Source organism: Streptomyces sp. CA-106110 (genome assembly GCF_050936285.1).
GTDB lineage: Bacteria > Actinomycetota > Actinomycetes > Streptomycetales > Streptomycetaceae > Streptomyces.
The window spans coordinates 107,547-121,198 of record NZ_JBNJNB010000001.1 but is presented as its reverse complement, the minus strand read 5'-3'; the positions used below and the strand labels follow the sequence as shown (position 1 = coordinate 121,198).

11 protein-coding genes and 1 pseudogene are annotated in these 13,652 nt (G+C 66.7%); 5 read left to right on the top strand and 7 right to left on the bottom strand.

Going from position 1 to position 13,652, the window contains the following annotated elements; translation table 11 throughout:
* Nucleotides 1-257: 257 nt before the first annotated feature.
* Complete coding sequence (locus ACQEXA_RS00610; protein ID WP_433128104.1) at nucleotides 258-2,687, bottom strand: glycosyl hydrolase; 2,430 nt, start codon at nucleotides 2,685-2,687, stop codon at nucleotides 258-260.
* 93 nt (nucleotides 2,688-2,780) lie between these two features.
* Here ACQEXA_RS00610 and tnpC point away from each other — a divergent pair, with 93 nt between their 5' ends.
* Nucleotides 2,781-4,307, top strand: coding sequence for an IS66 family transposase (gene tnpC, locus ACQEXA_RS00605; RefSeq protein WP_432926078.1), 1,527 nt, complete (start codon nucleotides 2,781-2,783; stop codon nucleotides 4,305-4,307).
* Between the two features lie 51 nt (nucleotides 4,308-4,358).
* Here tnpC and ACQEXA_RS00600 read toward each other — a convergent pair whose 3' ends face one another.
* The 3 genes and pseudogenes from ACQEXA_RS00600 to ACQEXA_RS00590 form a co-directional block, all read right to left on the bottom strand.
* Nucleotides 4,359-4,703 carry a hypothetical protein gene (locus tag ACQEXA_RS00600; protein ID WP_433128102.1) on the bottom strand — a complete coding sequence of 115 codons (345 nt, stop codon included), beginning with the start codon at nucleotides 4,701-4,703 and terminating at the stop codon, nucleotides 4,359-4,361.
* A gap of 62 nt (nucleotides 4,704-4,765) precedes the next feature.
* Nucleotides 4,766-5,799, bottom strand: a pseudogene (locus ACQEXA_RS00595) (IS630 family transposase).
* A gap of 205 nt (nucleotides 5,800-6,004) precedes the next feature.
* Nucleotides 6,005-6,331 (bottom strand): PH domain-containing protein, encoded by a 327-nt coding sequence (locus ACQEXA_RS00590; RefSeq protein WP_432920489.1) that lies wholly within the window; start codon nucleotides 6,329-6,331, stop codon nucleotides 6,005-6,007.
* An 88-nt stretch (nucleotides 6,332-6,419) separates the two neighbouring features.
* Here ACQEXA_RS00590 and ACQEXA_RS00585 point away from each other — a divergent pair, with 88 nt between their 5' ends.
* Nucleotides 6,420-7,586 (top strand): IS630 family transposase, encoded by a 1,167-nt coding sequence (locus ACQEXA_RS00585; protein ID WP_433128100.1) that lies wholly within the window; start codon nucleotides 6,420-6,422, stop codon nucleotides 7,584-7,586.
* On the opposite strand, the gene ACQEXA_RS00580 is transcribed toward ACQEXA_RS00585, so the two are convergent.
* Complete coding sequence (locus ACQEXA_RS00580) at nucleotides 7,587-8,123, bottom strand: hypothetical protein (RefSeq protein ID WP_433128098.1); 537 nt, start codon at nucleotides 8,121-8,123, stop codon at nucleotides 7,587-7,589.
* A 559-nt stretch (nucleotides 8,124-8,682) separates the two neighbouring features.
* A complete protein-coding gene (locus ACQEXA_RS00575) occupies nucleotides 8,683-8,838 on the bottom strand; it encodes a hypothetical protein (protein WP_432938467.1) in 156 nt (51 codons plus the stop codon).
* A gap of 197 nt (nucleotides 8,839-9,035) precedes the next feature.
* Here ACQEXA_RS00575 and ACQEXA_RS00570 point away from each other — a divergent pair, with 197 nt between their 5' ends.
* The gene (locus ACQEXA_RS00570; RefSeq protein ID WP_433128096.1) at nucleotides 9,036-10,442 is read left to right on the top strand and encodes an IS1380 family transposase; all 1,407 of its coding nucleotides are present in this window, start codon (nucleotides 9,036-9,038) and stop codon (nucleotides 10,440-10,442) included.
* Between the two features lie 100 nt (nucleotides 10,443-10,542).
* On the opposite strand, the gene ACQEXA_RS00565 is transcribed toward ACQEXA_RS00570, so the two are convergent.
* A complete protein-coding gene (locus ACQEXA_RS00565) occupies nucleotides 10,543-11,160 on the bottom strand; it encodes a glycosyl hydrolase (protein ID WP_433128094.1) in 618 nt (205 codons plus the stop codon).
* A 387-nt stretch (nucleotides 11,161-11,547) separates the two neighbouring features.
* Here ACQEXA_RS00565 and ACQEXA_RS00560 point away from each other — a divergent pair, with 387 nt between their 5' ends.
* Both ACQEXA_RS00560 and ACQEXA_RS00555 read left to right on the top strand, forming a co-directional pair.
* Nucleotides 11,548-12,588: a LacI family DNA-binding transcriptional regulator gene (locus ACQEXA_RS00560; RefSeq protein ID WP_432938474.1), complete on the top strand. Its 1,041-nt coding sequence runs from the start codon at nucleotides 11,548-11,550 to the stop codon at nucleotides 12,586-12,588.
* A 232-nt stretch (nucleotides 12,589-12,820) separates the two neighbouring features.
* The gene (locus tag ACQEXA_RS00555; protein ID WP_432938476.1) at nucleotides 12,821-13,561 is read left to right on the top strand and encodes a class I SAM-dependent methyltransferase; all 741 of its coding nucleotides are present in this window, start codon (nucleotides 12,821-12,823) and stop codon (nucleotides 13,559-13,561) included.
* The last annotated feature ends 91 nt before the right edge of the window (nucleotides 13,562-13,652 follow it).

Genomic DNA, 13,652 nt, shown 5'->3' with positions numbered 1-13,652 from the left:
GCGGTCGCTCCCTGGCCGCCGCGGGCTGAGGAACCCGGCGAATCTCATCCGGTCGGGAACGGTTCGCTTCGTATTCCTGGATGCGCTGAGCGAGGTTCTCCGAGGCCTGACGGTGCGGTGAGGCGGAGGCCATCCCGAACGTGGCGAGGACATCGCACTCGGCGGCGCGGGGGATGGTCCCGCCGGTGGTGAGTGGCGGGACCATCTCCGCAGTGGGGGGGTGTTCAGTGCGGTGGGGAGGTCACCGCTCGGCCTTGCTAGTGGTGGGTCGGCTTGTCGACGACGGCGACGGTGTAGGTCTGCAGGGTGATGTTTCCTTGCAGGCCGTACGATGCGACGGCGCCTGCGGTGGTGTTGGCGGCCGGTAGGTTGGGGTAGCCCAGGGCTCGCATCTGGTTGCGCAGTGAGCTGGCGACCTCGATCTTGAGGGTGTTGGTGCCGGGCTTGAGGGCGGAGCTCACGTCGATGTGGCCGGCGATGAAGTCGTAGCCGGGGATCTTCTGCCCGTTGACCCAGACTTGGGCCAGGGCGCCGCCTGTGGAGCCGAGGTTCAGGTAGGCGCCGTTGGACTCATTCCACGTGCTGGGCAACTGGAACGTGGTGCTGTAGGTGCCGACACCCGATACCGACGCCGGTTCCTGGGCGGTGAAGGTCATGTCCTTCCAGGGGACGAGCGAGGTGGTGCCGACGTTGATATCGGTCTTGTTCGTGGTGTAGTAGACCTCCTTGGTGGTGTAGCCCTTGCGTGCCTCGGTCAGGGTTTCCTTGTGCCCGGGTGTCCAGCTGTTGAGGACCAGGTTCCAGCGCGAGTTGGTCAGGTTGACGTCGTCCGGTACGGAGATTTTCTTCGTGACGGTGGAGCCGTTGGCCAGCTTGGCGGTGTAGGTGCCCGAGTCGGTGGCGAGGATGGCCGTGCCGCCGGTGGTCACGAGACCTTGCGCCGCGTTGGTGCTGCGCAGGGGCGCGGCAGTCTTGTTCTTCAGGTCGATGGCGATCACTGTGGTCTCACCGGGTGCGAGAGTCACGTCGAACGAGGTCCGCCCGCCGGAGATCTTGTACGTGGCCAGCGGCTCGACGTGGCTCGACCACGTATCGATGCGGTACGGCTTACCAACCGCATTGACACTGATAGACGTGGTGGCGGTCTTGGCTTCGATCGGTGCGTTCTTGTAGTCGCCTCGCTTCTCCATGTAGTTGTAGGCGAACAGGTAGACCGTGTCCTTGGTCTTGCGCATGGTGGTCAGGATGGTCTGGTTCGGTGCGGCATATTCGGCCCTCGGTCGCACCTCGAGTTTCTGCAGTGCGTCGTAGACTCCGGTCTTGCCGTAGTAGTACGTCTGCTCGTAGTCCGCGGCTCCCGGGTCGGGGTTGCTTGCACTCTGGGGAACGTTCGCGTTGACCAGTTTGACGTTCGGGAGCTTCTCCATGCGGGCCATGACCTTGGCCAGTTCGGCGTCGGTGCCCTCGTTTCCGAGGGTGTGGACGGCCGCCTTGGCATTGAGGTAGTTCGTGGTCGAGCCAAGCGTCTCGACCAGGCCGTTGACGATGACCACGGGCAGGCCCTGTCGGGCGAGCTTGCAGATTGCCTGGGCGCTCTTCAGCCGGATGGAGTCCTGGTAGATGACGACCGCCTGGTATCCCACATTCTCGGGAATCAGGCCGTCGGTCTTGCTGTAGCGGACGCTCTGGCCTTCGAGGATCTCAGGCGCGAAGTAGTCGTAGGTGTACCCGTTGTCCTGCAGTTCCAGATCCTTGAAGTACGCCGCCTTGCCGTGCCGCATGTTGTCGATGCTGGGCTGCCCGTTGTTGTAGGCGTAGTCGGTGCGCAGCACGGCCAGGTCGATCTGCGGCTTGCCCTGCTGCAGCACGGCCTGGGTGCGAGCGATCATCGGCATGTAGTCGGTGTACTGCGTGGACTCCGGCTGACGCGGCCCCCACCGCTCTGAGAATCGGGCGTACATTCCTTCGTGGCCCGGCCAGTACGTACCGTTCCAGGGGTCCGAACTGTTGCTGGAGTCGGCGCCCGAGATGCTGGAGTAGCCGTGGAACACCGTGTGGCTGATGCCGGAAGCGAACTGGGTGTTCATGATCTGCATGAACCGGTCCTGCGGCCACGTGTAGTTCTCGCCGCCGATCGCCCCGGTCTCGCTGGAGTAGCGCAACCCGTGAGTGTGAGCCGCGCCCGCAAGTGACCGGTGAGCGTCCAGTTGGTTTCCGTACTCGAGTGATTCGGTCTCGACGTAGTCCACCCCTTGGGCCGGCGTGGTGATCTCGTAGTTCACGCCGTAGGAGATCTCGGCCCGCAGCTTCATGTTCATCTCGTTGTGCAGGTAGGCCCGCAGCGGCTTGAGGACATTGTCGGTGTACATGTCCGTGATCGTCTCGAAGAAATCGTTGCGGACCCTTTTCACCTTCACACTGTCGGCCCCAACGATCGGGAATGCGGTATCGCGCGCCCGAGAGCCAAGCCTGATGACGTATGGCAGATACGGCTCGAGGCTGTAGCCGCGGCGCTTCTGGAACTCGCTCATGAGCGTGGAGCCCCAGAATTCGCCGCCGTTGGAGTTGCTGGTCGAGATTTCCAGCGAGTCCATGTACATCTCACCGCGGCCGTTTTCGATGATGGCCTTCTTCAACTCAGGATCACTGAAGACGTGATTCCTGTAGTAGTCGATGAAGTCCTGCATGCCGTCAGGATCGTAAGCATTCACGTGGTCTGTCCGCTGGTGGCGAGTTGACGATGTGACAGGCCGTCGTGGTCTCTGGCACGCTGCGGGATCGTGTCTGTTGCTGCCGAGTCCGCCGCGTCGCGTGAGGACCTCCTCGCGCTGATTGCGCTGCTGCGCGAGCAGAACGTGGCGCTGGCCGAGCGGTGTGCACTGCTCGAAGAGCGGAACACTGTGCTGGAGACGCGGGCCGCACTGCTGGAGGACCAGAACGCGCAGCTCGCTGCCGCCAACGAGCGCCTGACGAAGCGGGTCGTGGAGTTGGAACGGCGGTTGAACCGCAACTCGGGCAACTCCAACTTCCCGCCCTCGCAGGACGTGTTCGGTCTGCCGAAGGACGACAAGCCCGAGGCGCAGCCGAAGGGCCAGGCCCGGCGGGGCAGGCGCAAGGGCGCGCCCGGTGCGGGGTTGGGCATGGTCGAGAATCCGGACCAGGTCGAGAACCATCGCCCGCGTGCCTGCGCGGACTGCGGCAGCCACTTGCGCGGCGCGCCCTCAGTCGGCTTCGCTCGCCGTCAGGTCAGTGACATCCCCCTGGTCACGGTGAAGGTCACCGAGTACCGGCTGCACAAGGTCCGCTGCGGCTGCGGGCACACCACCACAGCCGAGGCACCCGACCACCTGGCGGGCTCGCCCGCGTCCTACGGCCCGAACCTGCGCGCACTGGCGGTCTACCTGGTCGTCTTTCACCACGTCCCCGTCGAGCGGACCGCCCGGCTGATAGCCGACCTGACCGGCGCCGCGGTGTCCACCGGCTGGGTCAGCGGTATGGTCGCCGAGGCCGCCGAACTGACCGGCGACTCGCTGAACCTCATCAAAACCCTGCTGATGCTCGGCCACATCTTGCACGCGGACGAGACCACCACCCGGATCGGCGCCAAGCGCCGCTGGCTGCATGTGGCCTGTACCGAGCAACTGACCCACCTGGCCCTGGCGCCGCGCTCGCGTGAGGGCGCCAACTCCCTGGGCATCCTGCCGGGTTTCCGCGGCACGCTGGTCCACGACTCGCTCTCGCTCTACGCCGGCTACCCGGACGCGGACCACCAGTTGTGCGGCGCGCACCTGATCCGCGAGCTGACCGCCGCCGAGCAAGACCATCCCAAGCAGAAGTGGCACCAGCAGATCCACTGGGCCCTGGCGGGCCTGAACCGCCAGGCCCGGCGCGTCAGGGACGGCGAGAGAGCCGAGATCGGCCCCACCTCGCTGCTGTTCTACCAGCAGCACTACCACCGAGGCGTCACCGCCGGACTCGCGCTCCACCCCAGAGCCCCCGGCCGCAAGCAGTCCCCGGCCCGCAACCTGCTGGAACGGCTCCGCGACCAGGCGAACAACGTGCTCCGCTTCGCCGACCACCCCCGACACGTGCCCTTCACCAACAACACCGGCGAGAGAGCACTGCGACCGGTCAAGACCCAGGTCAAGATCTCCGGTTGCCACCAGTCCGAACACGGTGCCGCGGCCTGGCTCGCCGTGCGCTCATACCTCGACTCCGCCCGCAAGCACGGCCTGAACCCCTTCGACGCCATCCGCCGCGCCTTCACCGGCAACCTCTGGATGCCACCCATCGCCCTGGCCACCTGACCAGCAGATATCACACAGCGTCAAATGTCGACAGGCATTCCTTGTGAATGCTTACTCAGGATCGATGTAGTTGATCGTGACGTTCGTCGTCGCCGAGGGTGTCGGTGCCTGGCCGGTCGCCTGCATCCAGAACGCGTAGATGTCCCACGTTCCGGTGCCCGCCGGCGGCGTCCAGTCCAGGGAGTAATTCGCCTTACCGGTGGGGTCCTTCATCGTGCTCGGCGTCACCGGGGCGCCGTTGAGGGTGACCTTGCTGGTCAGCACGACCGACTTGTCGGTGTAGCTCATCGTGCCGGAGATGCTGCCGTCGGCGGTGACGGAGCCGGTGTTGACGTCCGCGCGCTGTATCGCGACCACGGAGATGAGATCCTGGCGTACGGGCCCGGCCACCGTCATCACGGACCGCTTCAGTGTGCCGCTGAACGCGGTGCCGCCGGTCGTGGTCTGGATGGCGTAGCCTAAGCGGCTTGCCTGAAGTTCTGCGCGTAACTCTTCGGCAGCCAGGGCGAGGCCCAGGGTGCGGCGGTGGTCAGCATCTGGGTGGGTGAGCGTTGTCGGAAGAAGGCGTGGACCTGGCGCAGGCGGCCCGGCCAGGTGACGGCGGTGTTGGCAATGTGGGCCTTCAGCGCGGCCCAGATGCGCTCGACCGGGTTGTCGTGCGGGCTGTAGCGGGCGCCGAACAGCAGGCGCAGGCGGGGCTGGTCGGCCAGGTAGGCGGTCACCGCCTTCGCGTGATGAATGCTGTCGTTGTCGCAGACCACCGCGACGACCGGGGCGGCGGGGTAGGCGGCCAGCAGTAGCTGGAGGAAGGCGACGAAGGCGGCGGCATTGCGGCGGCCCAGGGTGTAGACCCAGGCGCCGGTGGCCACTTCCAGGGCCCCGAAGACGGTGGCCTGCCGGTTCTTGCCTGGGGTGGCCACCTGCTGCCGCGTCCCGCGCAGGATCCAGCTCGCCCGCACGTGCGGCAGTAGGTGCAGGTGGGTCTCGTCCTCGGCCCAGACCACCGACCCGTGGGGCAGGGCGGCGAGTTGGCGGCGCAGGGCGGCGAGGGTGCGCCTGCGCTCGGGGTCACCCCTGGCCACCAGGCGGGGCCGCCGCCAGGCCGCCTGTTCGCGAGTGTGCCGGTACACGGTGCGCAGGCTCATCTTCGGCCGCCCAGGCGGCGCCAGATCCGGCGGATGGTCCACGGCCCGGGGCGGGTCAGCAGGCGGCGGATGCGCTCGCCCAGCCTCGGCCCGCCGAGCCGGGGCCGCCCCGCGCGGGGGCGATCGGCCAGGCCCGCCAGGCCGGCGGTGTTGTAGCGATGGATCCAGCGGCGCACCGTGGCCGGGTGGTAGCCGAGCAGCTCGCCGATCTCTCCTGCGGTCATGCCGGCCGCGGACAGCAGCACGATCACCGCGCGGGAGGCCTCTCGCCACCGGTGATGCAGCAGGTGATACAGGTGCTGGTACGCCGGACCGGGGCGGTTGGCGAACACGGATGCCGGACGCATACTGGCCTTGACCTCGCCGGTTTTGTCGTAGTTTGGTCAACCTCGATACAACACCCGGCGAGGTCTTCTCGTCATCGAGGCCATCGCGCCAGGCCGCCGCTGCCGCTCCAGATTCCGCGCAGAACTTCAGGTCATCCGCTTAGTGGTCCGTGCCGGAAGTCCTTCGGGGGTTGACGCGGGAGCCGACGTTGTGTGTATCGCCTGGTCAGGTGCCGAGTGCGGCGAGGTGGAGGTGGCAGGCGCAGTCGAGGGCGTCTTGGGGGGTGCCGGCGAAGCCGCCGGTGGGCAGGAGGGAGTCCTCGTAGCGGTCGCTGCTGGCGTAGTAGAGGGCGAAGCCCCACCTGCTGGCGGTTCCGCCGTAGCGCAGGCGCATCAGCGTGACCCGTTCGCCGTCCGCCAGTTCCGCCTCCACGTAGGCAAAGGCTCCGCGGTGACGGACGTGCAGCCGCCTGATCTGCGGCCAGGTGGTGCGGGCATGCTCGCCAAGGCGCTGCTCGAGCGAGAGCCGGGTGGACTCCGAGGGTGTGGGCATGGCAGCCATCCTGCCCGAGGGGCCGCAGGGCGGGGCACGGCAGGATACGGGCTGTCGTGATCCACTTCTCCCGATCGGCCGTCGTTGCATGCCCGTTGCCCTGGCCCGCCCGATAACCCTGACCGCCGCCGAGCGAAAGCGGCTGAAGAAGATGGCCTACGGCCACAAGACCGAGTACCGGCTGCGGATGCGCACGCACATCGTCCTGCACGCGGCACGCGGACGCTCCAACGCGCGTATCGCCCGAGAGACGGGCCTGCACCTGGACACGGTGCGCCTCTGGCGGAGCCGGTTCGCCGAACACGGCCTGCCTGGGCTGTCCGACCGTGAACGCAGCGGCCGTCCGCCGGTGTTCACCGCGCTGCAAGTCGCCGAGGTCAAGGCCCTGGCCTGCCATCTGCCCGCCGAGACCGCCACGCCGTTATCGCGCTGGTCATGTCCGGAACTGGCCCGCGAGGTGGTCGCCCGGGCCATCGCCGGATCGGTCTCCGCCTCCACCGTGCGGCGCTGGCTCAAGGACGACGTGCTCAAGCCCTGGCAGCACAGGTCGTGGATCTTCATCCGCGACCCGGACTTCCGCACCAAGGCCAGCCGCATCATGGACCTGTACGCCCGCGCCTGGGACGGCGTTTCACTGCGCGAGGACGAGTACGTGATCTCTGCGGACGAGAAGACCTCCATCCAGGCCCGCTGCCGCTGCCACCCCACCCTGGCCCCCGGCCAGGCCCGGGCGATGCGCGTCAACCACACCTACGAACGCGGCGGCGCCTTGGCCTACCTGGCCGCCTACGACGTTCACCGGGCGAAGGTGTTCGGCCGCTGCGAACCCACCACCGGCATCAACCCGTTCATGAATCTGGTCACCCAGGTCATGAGCCAAGAGCCGTACGCCAGCGCCGAACGCGTCTTCTGGATCGTCGACAACGGCTCCTCCCACCGCGGACAGAAGGCCATCGACCGTCTGACCCGCGCCTTCCCCAACGCTGTCATGGTCCATACCCCAGTCCACGCCTCCTGGACGAACCAGGTGGAGATCTTCTTCTCGATCGTCCAGCGCAAGGTCGTCTCGCCCAACGACTTCACGGACCTCAATCAGGTCCGGGATCGGCTCCGATCTTTCGAAGACCGCTACAACGCCACGGCACAGCCGTTCCAGTGGAAGTTCACCACCTCCGACCTGGACAATCTGCTGGCCAGACTCGACCGGCATACCGCCGATCACCAGGAAGAATCCTCCGTCGCCAAGGCAGCGTGATCAACCCCCGAAGGACTTACGAACTCGACCACTTAGCGCCTTGCCTGCCCCGTCGTCATCGAACTTCAGGTTCTCGATGGGTAGGTTCGCGTTCGCCCAGTGCGTGCCGCTGGTCATGGAGAAGCCCATGCCGTACTTGTTGGCCTGCTGAATGATGAGCTTCGTGTCGTTCTTCCACTCATCAGACCCCCAGCTGTAGATCTGCTGAGGGGTCTTGCCCGTGGTGTTCTTGACGAAGACCGTGTCACTGAGGTTGTTGTCCACGTTGGGCTCGGGCATGCAGACGATCTCCACCGAGCCGATGCCCATGTCGTGGAGGGTCTTCATGTCGGCCTTGATGGTCGCGTCCGTGTGCAGCCCCTCGGCCAGCCACCACCGCGTGCCCGGCCGGTACTTGCTCTCCGGATCGTCCAGAAGCGCATGCTGCGCTCTGATGAACTTGTCGGTGATAGCTCTCGACGATGCATCGGTCGCCGAGGCCGCGGTCGACGATGCCGCGGCGGAGCCGGCACCGACCCCCGAGAGCGCCAGCGCCATGCCCACACCGCCGCTGATCTTCAGGAGATCTCTACGGCCAAGACCGAGCTTGTTGTCTTCCATCATTCCTCCTGGGGACAGGCGGTAACGGTCCTTGTTCCGGCGAATGGATCGCCGAGCACTGCGAAGCCCTACAGCCGGCCGACGGCGACCACGTGCGCATCGCACGTAAGCCCGCAGGGCAACACAGGTTGAAGCGTGTGAGGGGGATCGAGGTCATTTGTCTTTCGGGCTGGTTGGCCTCAGGCGTGGAGCGCATGGCAGTGCGTTCCAGCGAACGGCTGGCTGGACCAGGACGGGGCCGACCAGTCTGTCGAGGTCAGGTCGGCTACGTTCCTCCAGGCGATGCAGCCGGTGACGTTGTTCGGTGCGAAATCCTGCTCCTGGTCGGGCAGGTTGCTCAGATTCGCCTTTGATGTTGGTCGGTGGTGCGGTCACCAAGTCGCGTTCGGCGATGGTGAGTGCGCTTGCGCAGACGAGGCGGAACCATCGGACCTGTTGGGCCGGGAACGTGGCGATGGCCGGGTGGGTCGGCCCGCTGCCGAAGGGGTTCTACCGGTCAGTGCGGCACCGCAGTGAAGTTGGTGCGGGATGCCTCGAGCGACAGCGCCGTGGCAGTGTCGCTGACCACTCCGAAGGCGGCGGAGCGCGCGGTGTACGGCTGGCCGAAGTCCAGCAGCAGGTAGCCGGGTTGGTCGGCGTCCTGGGGAGGCACGGTGACCGCCGTGGAGATGGTCGTGTCCGTGATCGTGGCATGCCGACGTCCTGGCCGTTGGCGGTGACGCTCTTAGCCTCAATCCACCGAGCAATAGCCAGTCCAGGGCTCGGACATGAAGACGCGGATGCCCTCTGAACTGGGATGATGGGACTTCCTACGGTTCCACATCCACAGAGCAAGAGAACACCCGCGAGATGCAATCTTCCCATGCCGCTGCGGCGGTGTCCGCCGCGTTCGATGACACGAATCTGGTCGCGTACGCCGGGCTGGTCCCGGTGATGCGACTGGCCGAGCGGTGCGGGCTGGCCCGTCTGACGGCGGAGAAGGTGAAGCTTGGCGGGGCGAAGAACAGCGCGGGGGCCGCAGCCGACGCCAAGGTCATGAGCATCGTGGCCGGGATGGTCGCGGGCGCGGACAGCATCGACGACCTGGACGTCCTGCGGCACGGTGCAATGTCCCTCCTGTTCGACGGGATCCGTGCCCCGTCCACGCTGGGCACGTTCCTGCGTGCGTTCACCCACGGTCACGCGCTCCAACTCCACGCCGCGCACCGCCAGTTCCTGGCCGCACTGACCGCACACACCCCGCTGCTGCCCGGCGCGAGCGAGAAGGCATTCATCGATGTCGACTCCACCCACAAACGCGTCTACGGCCGGACCAAGCAAGGCGCGCAGTACGGCCGGTTCAAGGGAGTGCGCACCCTGCACCCCCTGCTCGCCACGATCTGCACCCCCAACTCGAGGCCGATGATCGCCACGGTGCGGATGCGGCGTGGCAAGGCAGCCGACTCCCGGGGCGCCCCGAAACTCGTCAGTGAGGCCCTGGCCACCGCCACGGAGGCCGGCTGCACCGGCCTGCGCGTCCTGCGCGCGGACTCTCAGTTCTACAACGCCGGCGTGATCGCCGCCTGCCGCCGGGCCAAAGCCCGCTTCTCGATCACCTGCAGCATGAACCCCTCCATCAAACGGGCCGTCCTGGCCGTCCCGGACAAGGCATGGCAGCAGATCACCTACCCCACCGCCGTGCCCGACCCCGACACCGGTGAGCTCATCTTCAATGCCCAGGTCGCCGAGATCCCCGCCTACACCGCGTTCACCGGCCGCAAGAAGGCCGAGCAGGTCACCGCCCGCCTCATCGTGCGCCGGGTCCGCGACCTGGCCAAACCCGCCACCGTCGGCGAGCAGGGCGAACTGTTCCCCGTCTGGCGCTACCACCCGTTCTTCACCGACAACCCCGCCCCCACCCTCCAGGCCGAGCGGGAACACCGCCACCACGCCGTCATCGAGCAGGTCATCGCCGACAGCAAAGCCTCCGCCCTGGCCCACCTGCCCTCGGGACACTTCCACGCCAACGCCGCCTGGCTGACCCTGTGGGCCATGGCCTACAACCTGCTGCGGGCCGCAGGCGCCCTGGCCTCCACCTTCCACGCCAAAGCCACCACCGCCACCCTGCGCGCCCACCTCGTCCGTGTCCCCGCCCGGATCGCCCGCTCCGCCCGGCGCTTGACCCTGCACCTGCCGAGACAATGGCCCTGGCAGGACCCCTGGACGCAGTTGTTCGCCACCCTCCACGCACCACCCGAAGCAGCCCGACGTTCCTGACCACTTCGCCCGCCAGGGCCCGACCGGAGCCGAAATCGTGGAAAAGCTGGGCAGACCAGCGGACACCTCCTGCCCATACCCGGGCCCCAACCTCAGAAGATCACTTCATGAGCCGACCGGTGGATCGAGGCTTAGACGGCTGCGCTGGGGGGAGCGTTTCGCCGGGCACGGAGGCGAACGTTAGGGCGCTGGCGCCCTGGTAGTAGTTCTTGTTCGCCGGCGGGCGCGGCAGGTGGACGTCTCCTGCCTGGCCGCTGGTGACCAACGTCTCGCTCCGTACCAGCTGCTGCATGGACAGGGCCGGTGTCACACCGGGCTCTCTGTTGGATGACCAGCCGGAGCAGTCATGGAGTGTCAGGTCGAGACCTAGGCGATGCGCCTCTGACAGGGCGTGGTTTTTCAGGTCGAGCCAATCGGGGCTGTAGTTGACCACGGGGCCGGGAGGCGTGCGGTCGCTGATTGCGAAGAGATGGACTTCCCCGGGGCCGGAATCGGCGATGGCTTCCAGGTCACGAGTGATGCCTTCGCTGGTGACTCTGTCGTTCATCCATTGCCGCCAGGTGTGCGGCTTGGTTGCAGCGGGAGGAGCGCCGAACGGATCGCCGCGGCCGTAGCGGAGTCCGCCATCACAGCCGTTGAATCGATATTTCTTGAGACGTCCAGGGCCATTGGAAGCGCTGGCCCCCGTTCTGAGGTAGTTCCTGCGGTTCAGGTCCACTGCGCGCTCCTTCGGAGCCTAGCTACCGCCTGCCTAGATCATTGGACTGACGCGTTGAGCTGGTGAAATGAAAGCAGACCAGCAAGCGCGCAGCCCTGATCCATGCACTGGCAGGCGCATGACACACCACTGTCGAGACCATGCCTCAATTGCGATTGAGCGATTGAGCGATTGAGACGATTCAACGATCCGTTAACGTAGAGCACAGAAACGGCGAGCGCTAGACACCGAACGAAGATCATTCGTACGGCCTCCTGTGCGCCCGGGGCTTCTCCCAACCGCAATCCCGGCGGGCTGAACGGCTTCGGGCGCTCCCGTTACCATGGTCAAGACATCTCGCGGGGCTGACCGGGGGCGCATGCCCAACCGGTAGAGACGTGCTGCCCGATGCGTGACGGTGAGGAGCAGGCCGTGGTGGTCGGGATCAAGGATGTGGCTCGCCATGCCGGCGTCTCCTCGGGCACTGTTTCCAACACGCTGAACCGACCCGACGTCGTGTCTCCGGCGACACGGGCGAAAGTACTCAAGGCGATCAAAGAGCTCGGCTACGTGCCGGACGAGTCGGCCAGACTGTTGCGTTCGGGCGAGAGTCGCCTGCTGGCCGCGCTCGTGCTCGACCTTGCCAATCCCTTCTTCGTCGACGTGGTGCGCGGCGCAGAGCTGGCGGCGCAGGAGGCCGGCCTGAACCTGATCACGTGCAACAGTGCCCAGAAAGCTGAAAGCGAGGCCTCACACCTCGAGATGCTCGCCCAGCAACGAGTGCGCGGCGTCTTGCTGTGCCCCGTCGACGACGACAGCGGACGCAGTATGCGCAGCATAGCCCGCAGCATGCTGCCCCACGTCCTGATCGACAGCAATCCTTCCCACTATGCCGCCTGTTCGGTGCTGGTGGACGACGTCCGAGGCGGTCAGCTCGCCGCCCAGCATCTGCTCGAAATGGGACATCGCCACATCGCGCTGGTGAACGGGCCGATGCGCCTTGCGCCGTGCCGCGACCGCGAGAAGGGCGTGCGGACGGTGATTGAAACGAGTACGGAGCGCGCCCGGCTGACCGTGTTTTCCGCGGAGGGCCTGGACGTAACCGCGGGACGGGAAGCGGGCCAGCGTCTGCACGAGGTCGCCGACCGTCCCACCGCGGTGATCTGCGTCAACGACCTCACCGCGCTGGGCGTCCTGCAGGCCATGACCGCAGCGGGCGTGCGGGTCCCCGACGAGATGGCCATCGTGGGATACGACGACATCGAGTTCGCCTCGGCCGCGGCGGTGCCATTGTCCTCCGTGCGGCAGCCGACCCGGCAACTCGGCCGCAGCGCAGCAAGGTTGCTGATCGAGGAGACCGACGCAACCAAGGCGGCCGACCACCAGCACCAGAAGGTGGTCTTCCTTCCTGAGCTCGTCGTACGGGAGTCGAGCCGACTCCAGCGGTAGCGGGCTGCCCGCCCCATCATCCAGGCCATCCGTCTCTGCACGAAACCCTTGACGCGGCAGACATAGCTGGCTAGCTTCTGGGGCCATCTTAAAAGGATTCAATCAAGAGTACCTGTTGCGCCTAGGGCTCGTCCGGCGAATCATGGGCCGAGCCTGGGCCGGACCGAGGCGAGGGCTGGCCAGTGCCCTAATCGTGTTGACCACCCCCGGCAGGCAGTGCTGGAGTCGGCACGTGGACAGCATCCCCGCCAACCGGCGGCTCTGGAACCAGATCAGCAGCGCCTACCAGCACGAGCACGACCCGCAAATCGGCGCCACACCCCGGCTGTGGGGCATGTACTCCATCCCCGACGCGCACCTGCACGCCCTGGGCGACGTCACCGGCAAGCGCGTCCTCGAACTCGGCTGCGGCGCCGGCCAGTGGTCCAGGGCGCTCGCCGCCGAGGGCGCCACCGTGGTCGGGCTCGACCTGTCCGAAGCCCAACTCGCCGCAGCGGCCCGCGCGATGGGAGCGGTCCGCTACCCGCTAGTGCAAGGCGCCGCCGAACAACTCCCCTTCGCCGCCGACAGCTTCGACCTGGTGTTCTGCGACTTCGGTGGGCTCAGCTGGGCGCCCCCGCACCTGGCCGTCCCGCAGGCCGCACGCGTCTTGGGCCGAGGCGGGCGCCTGGTGTTCAACGTCGCCAGCCCATGGTTCGAAGCTTGCTACGACGAAGCCGCCAGCCGCGTGACCACGACGCTGCAGCAGGACTACTTCGGGCTGAACACCATCGCCGAAGACGACGGCGCGACCAGCTATCAGCTCACCTACGGCGACTGGGTCAAGGTCCTGCGCGGCGCGGGTCTCATCATCGACGACCTCATCGAGCCGCGGCCCGAACTCGGAACACCCAACGGCTACAACGAAACCGAACCACCCGACTGGGCACACCGCTGGCCGGCGGAACTGCTCTGGGTAACCCACAAACCGTAAGTTCCGCCGCGCCGAGACGTGAAGGCATCCCCTCGCCGGACAGGCCCTAAGAGATATCCCGTTATGCGGTTCGGTGCGTGCCTCACCACCT

Coding starts and splice junctions, on each gene's coding strand:
- ACQEXA_RS00610 (WP_433128104.1), bottom strand. CDS start 2,687: ATGCAGGACTTCATCGACTACTACAGGAATCACGTCTTCAGTGATCCT.
- ACQEXA_RS00585 (WP_433128100.1), top strand. CDS start 6,420: ATGCCCGTTGCCCTGGCCCGCCCGATAACCCTGACCGCCGCCGAGCGA.
- ACQEXA_RS00560 (WP_432938474.1), top strand. CDS start 11,548: ATGCGTGACGGTGAGGAGCAGGCCGTGGTGGTCGGGATCAAGGATGTG.
- ACQEXA_RS00590 (WP_432920489.1), bottom strand. CDS start 6,331: ATGCCCACACCCTCGGAGTCCACCCGGCTCTCGCTCGAGCAGCGCCTT.
- ACQEXA_RS00580 (WP_433128098.1), bottom strand. CDS start 8,123: ATGGCGCTGGCGCTCTCGGGGGTCGGTGCCGGCTCCGCCGCGGCATCG.
- ACQEXA_RS00600 (WP_433128102.1), bottom strand. CDS start 4,703: ATGACGGTGGCCGGGCCCGTACGCCAGGATCTCATCTCCGTGGTCGCG.
- ACQEXA_RS00570 (WP_433128096.1), top strand. CDS start 9,036: ATGCAATCTTCCCATGCCGCTGCGGCGGTGTCCGCCGCGTTCGATGAC.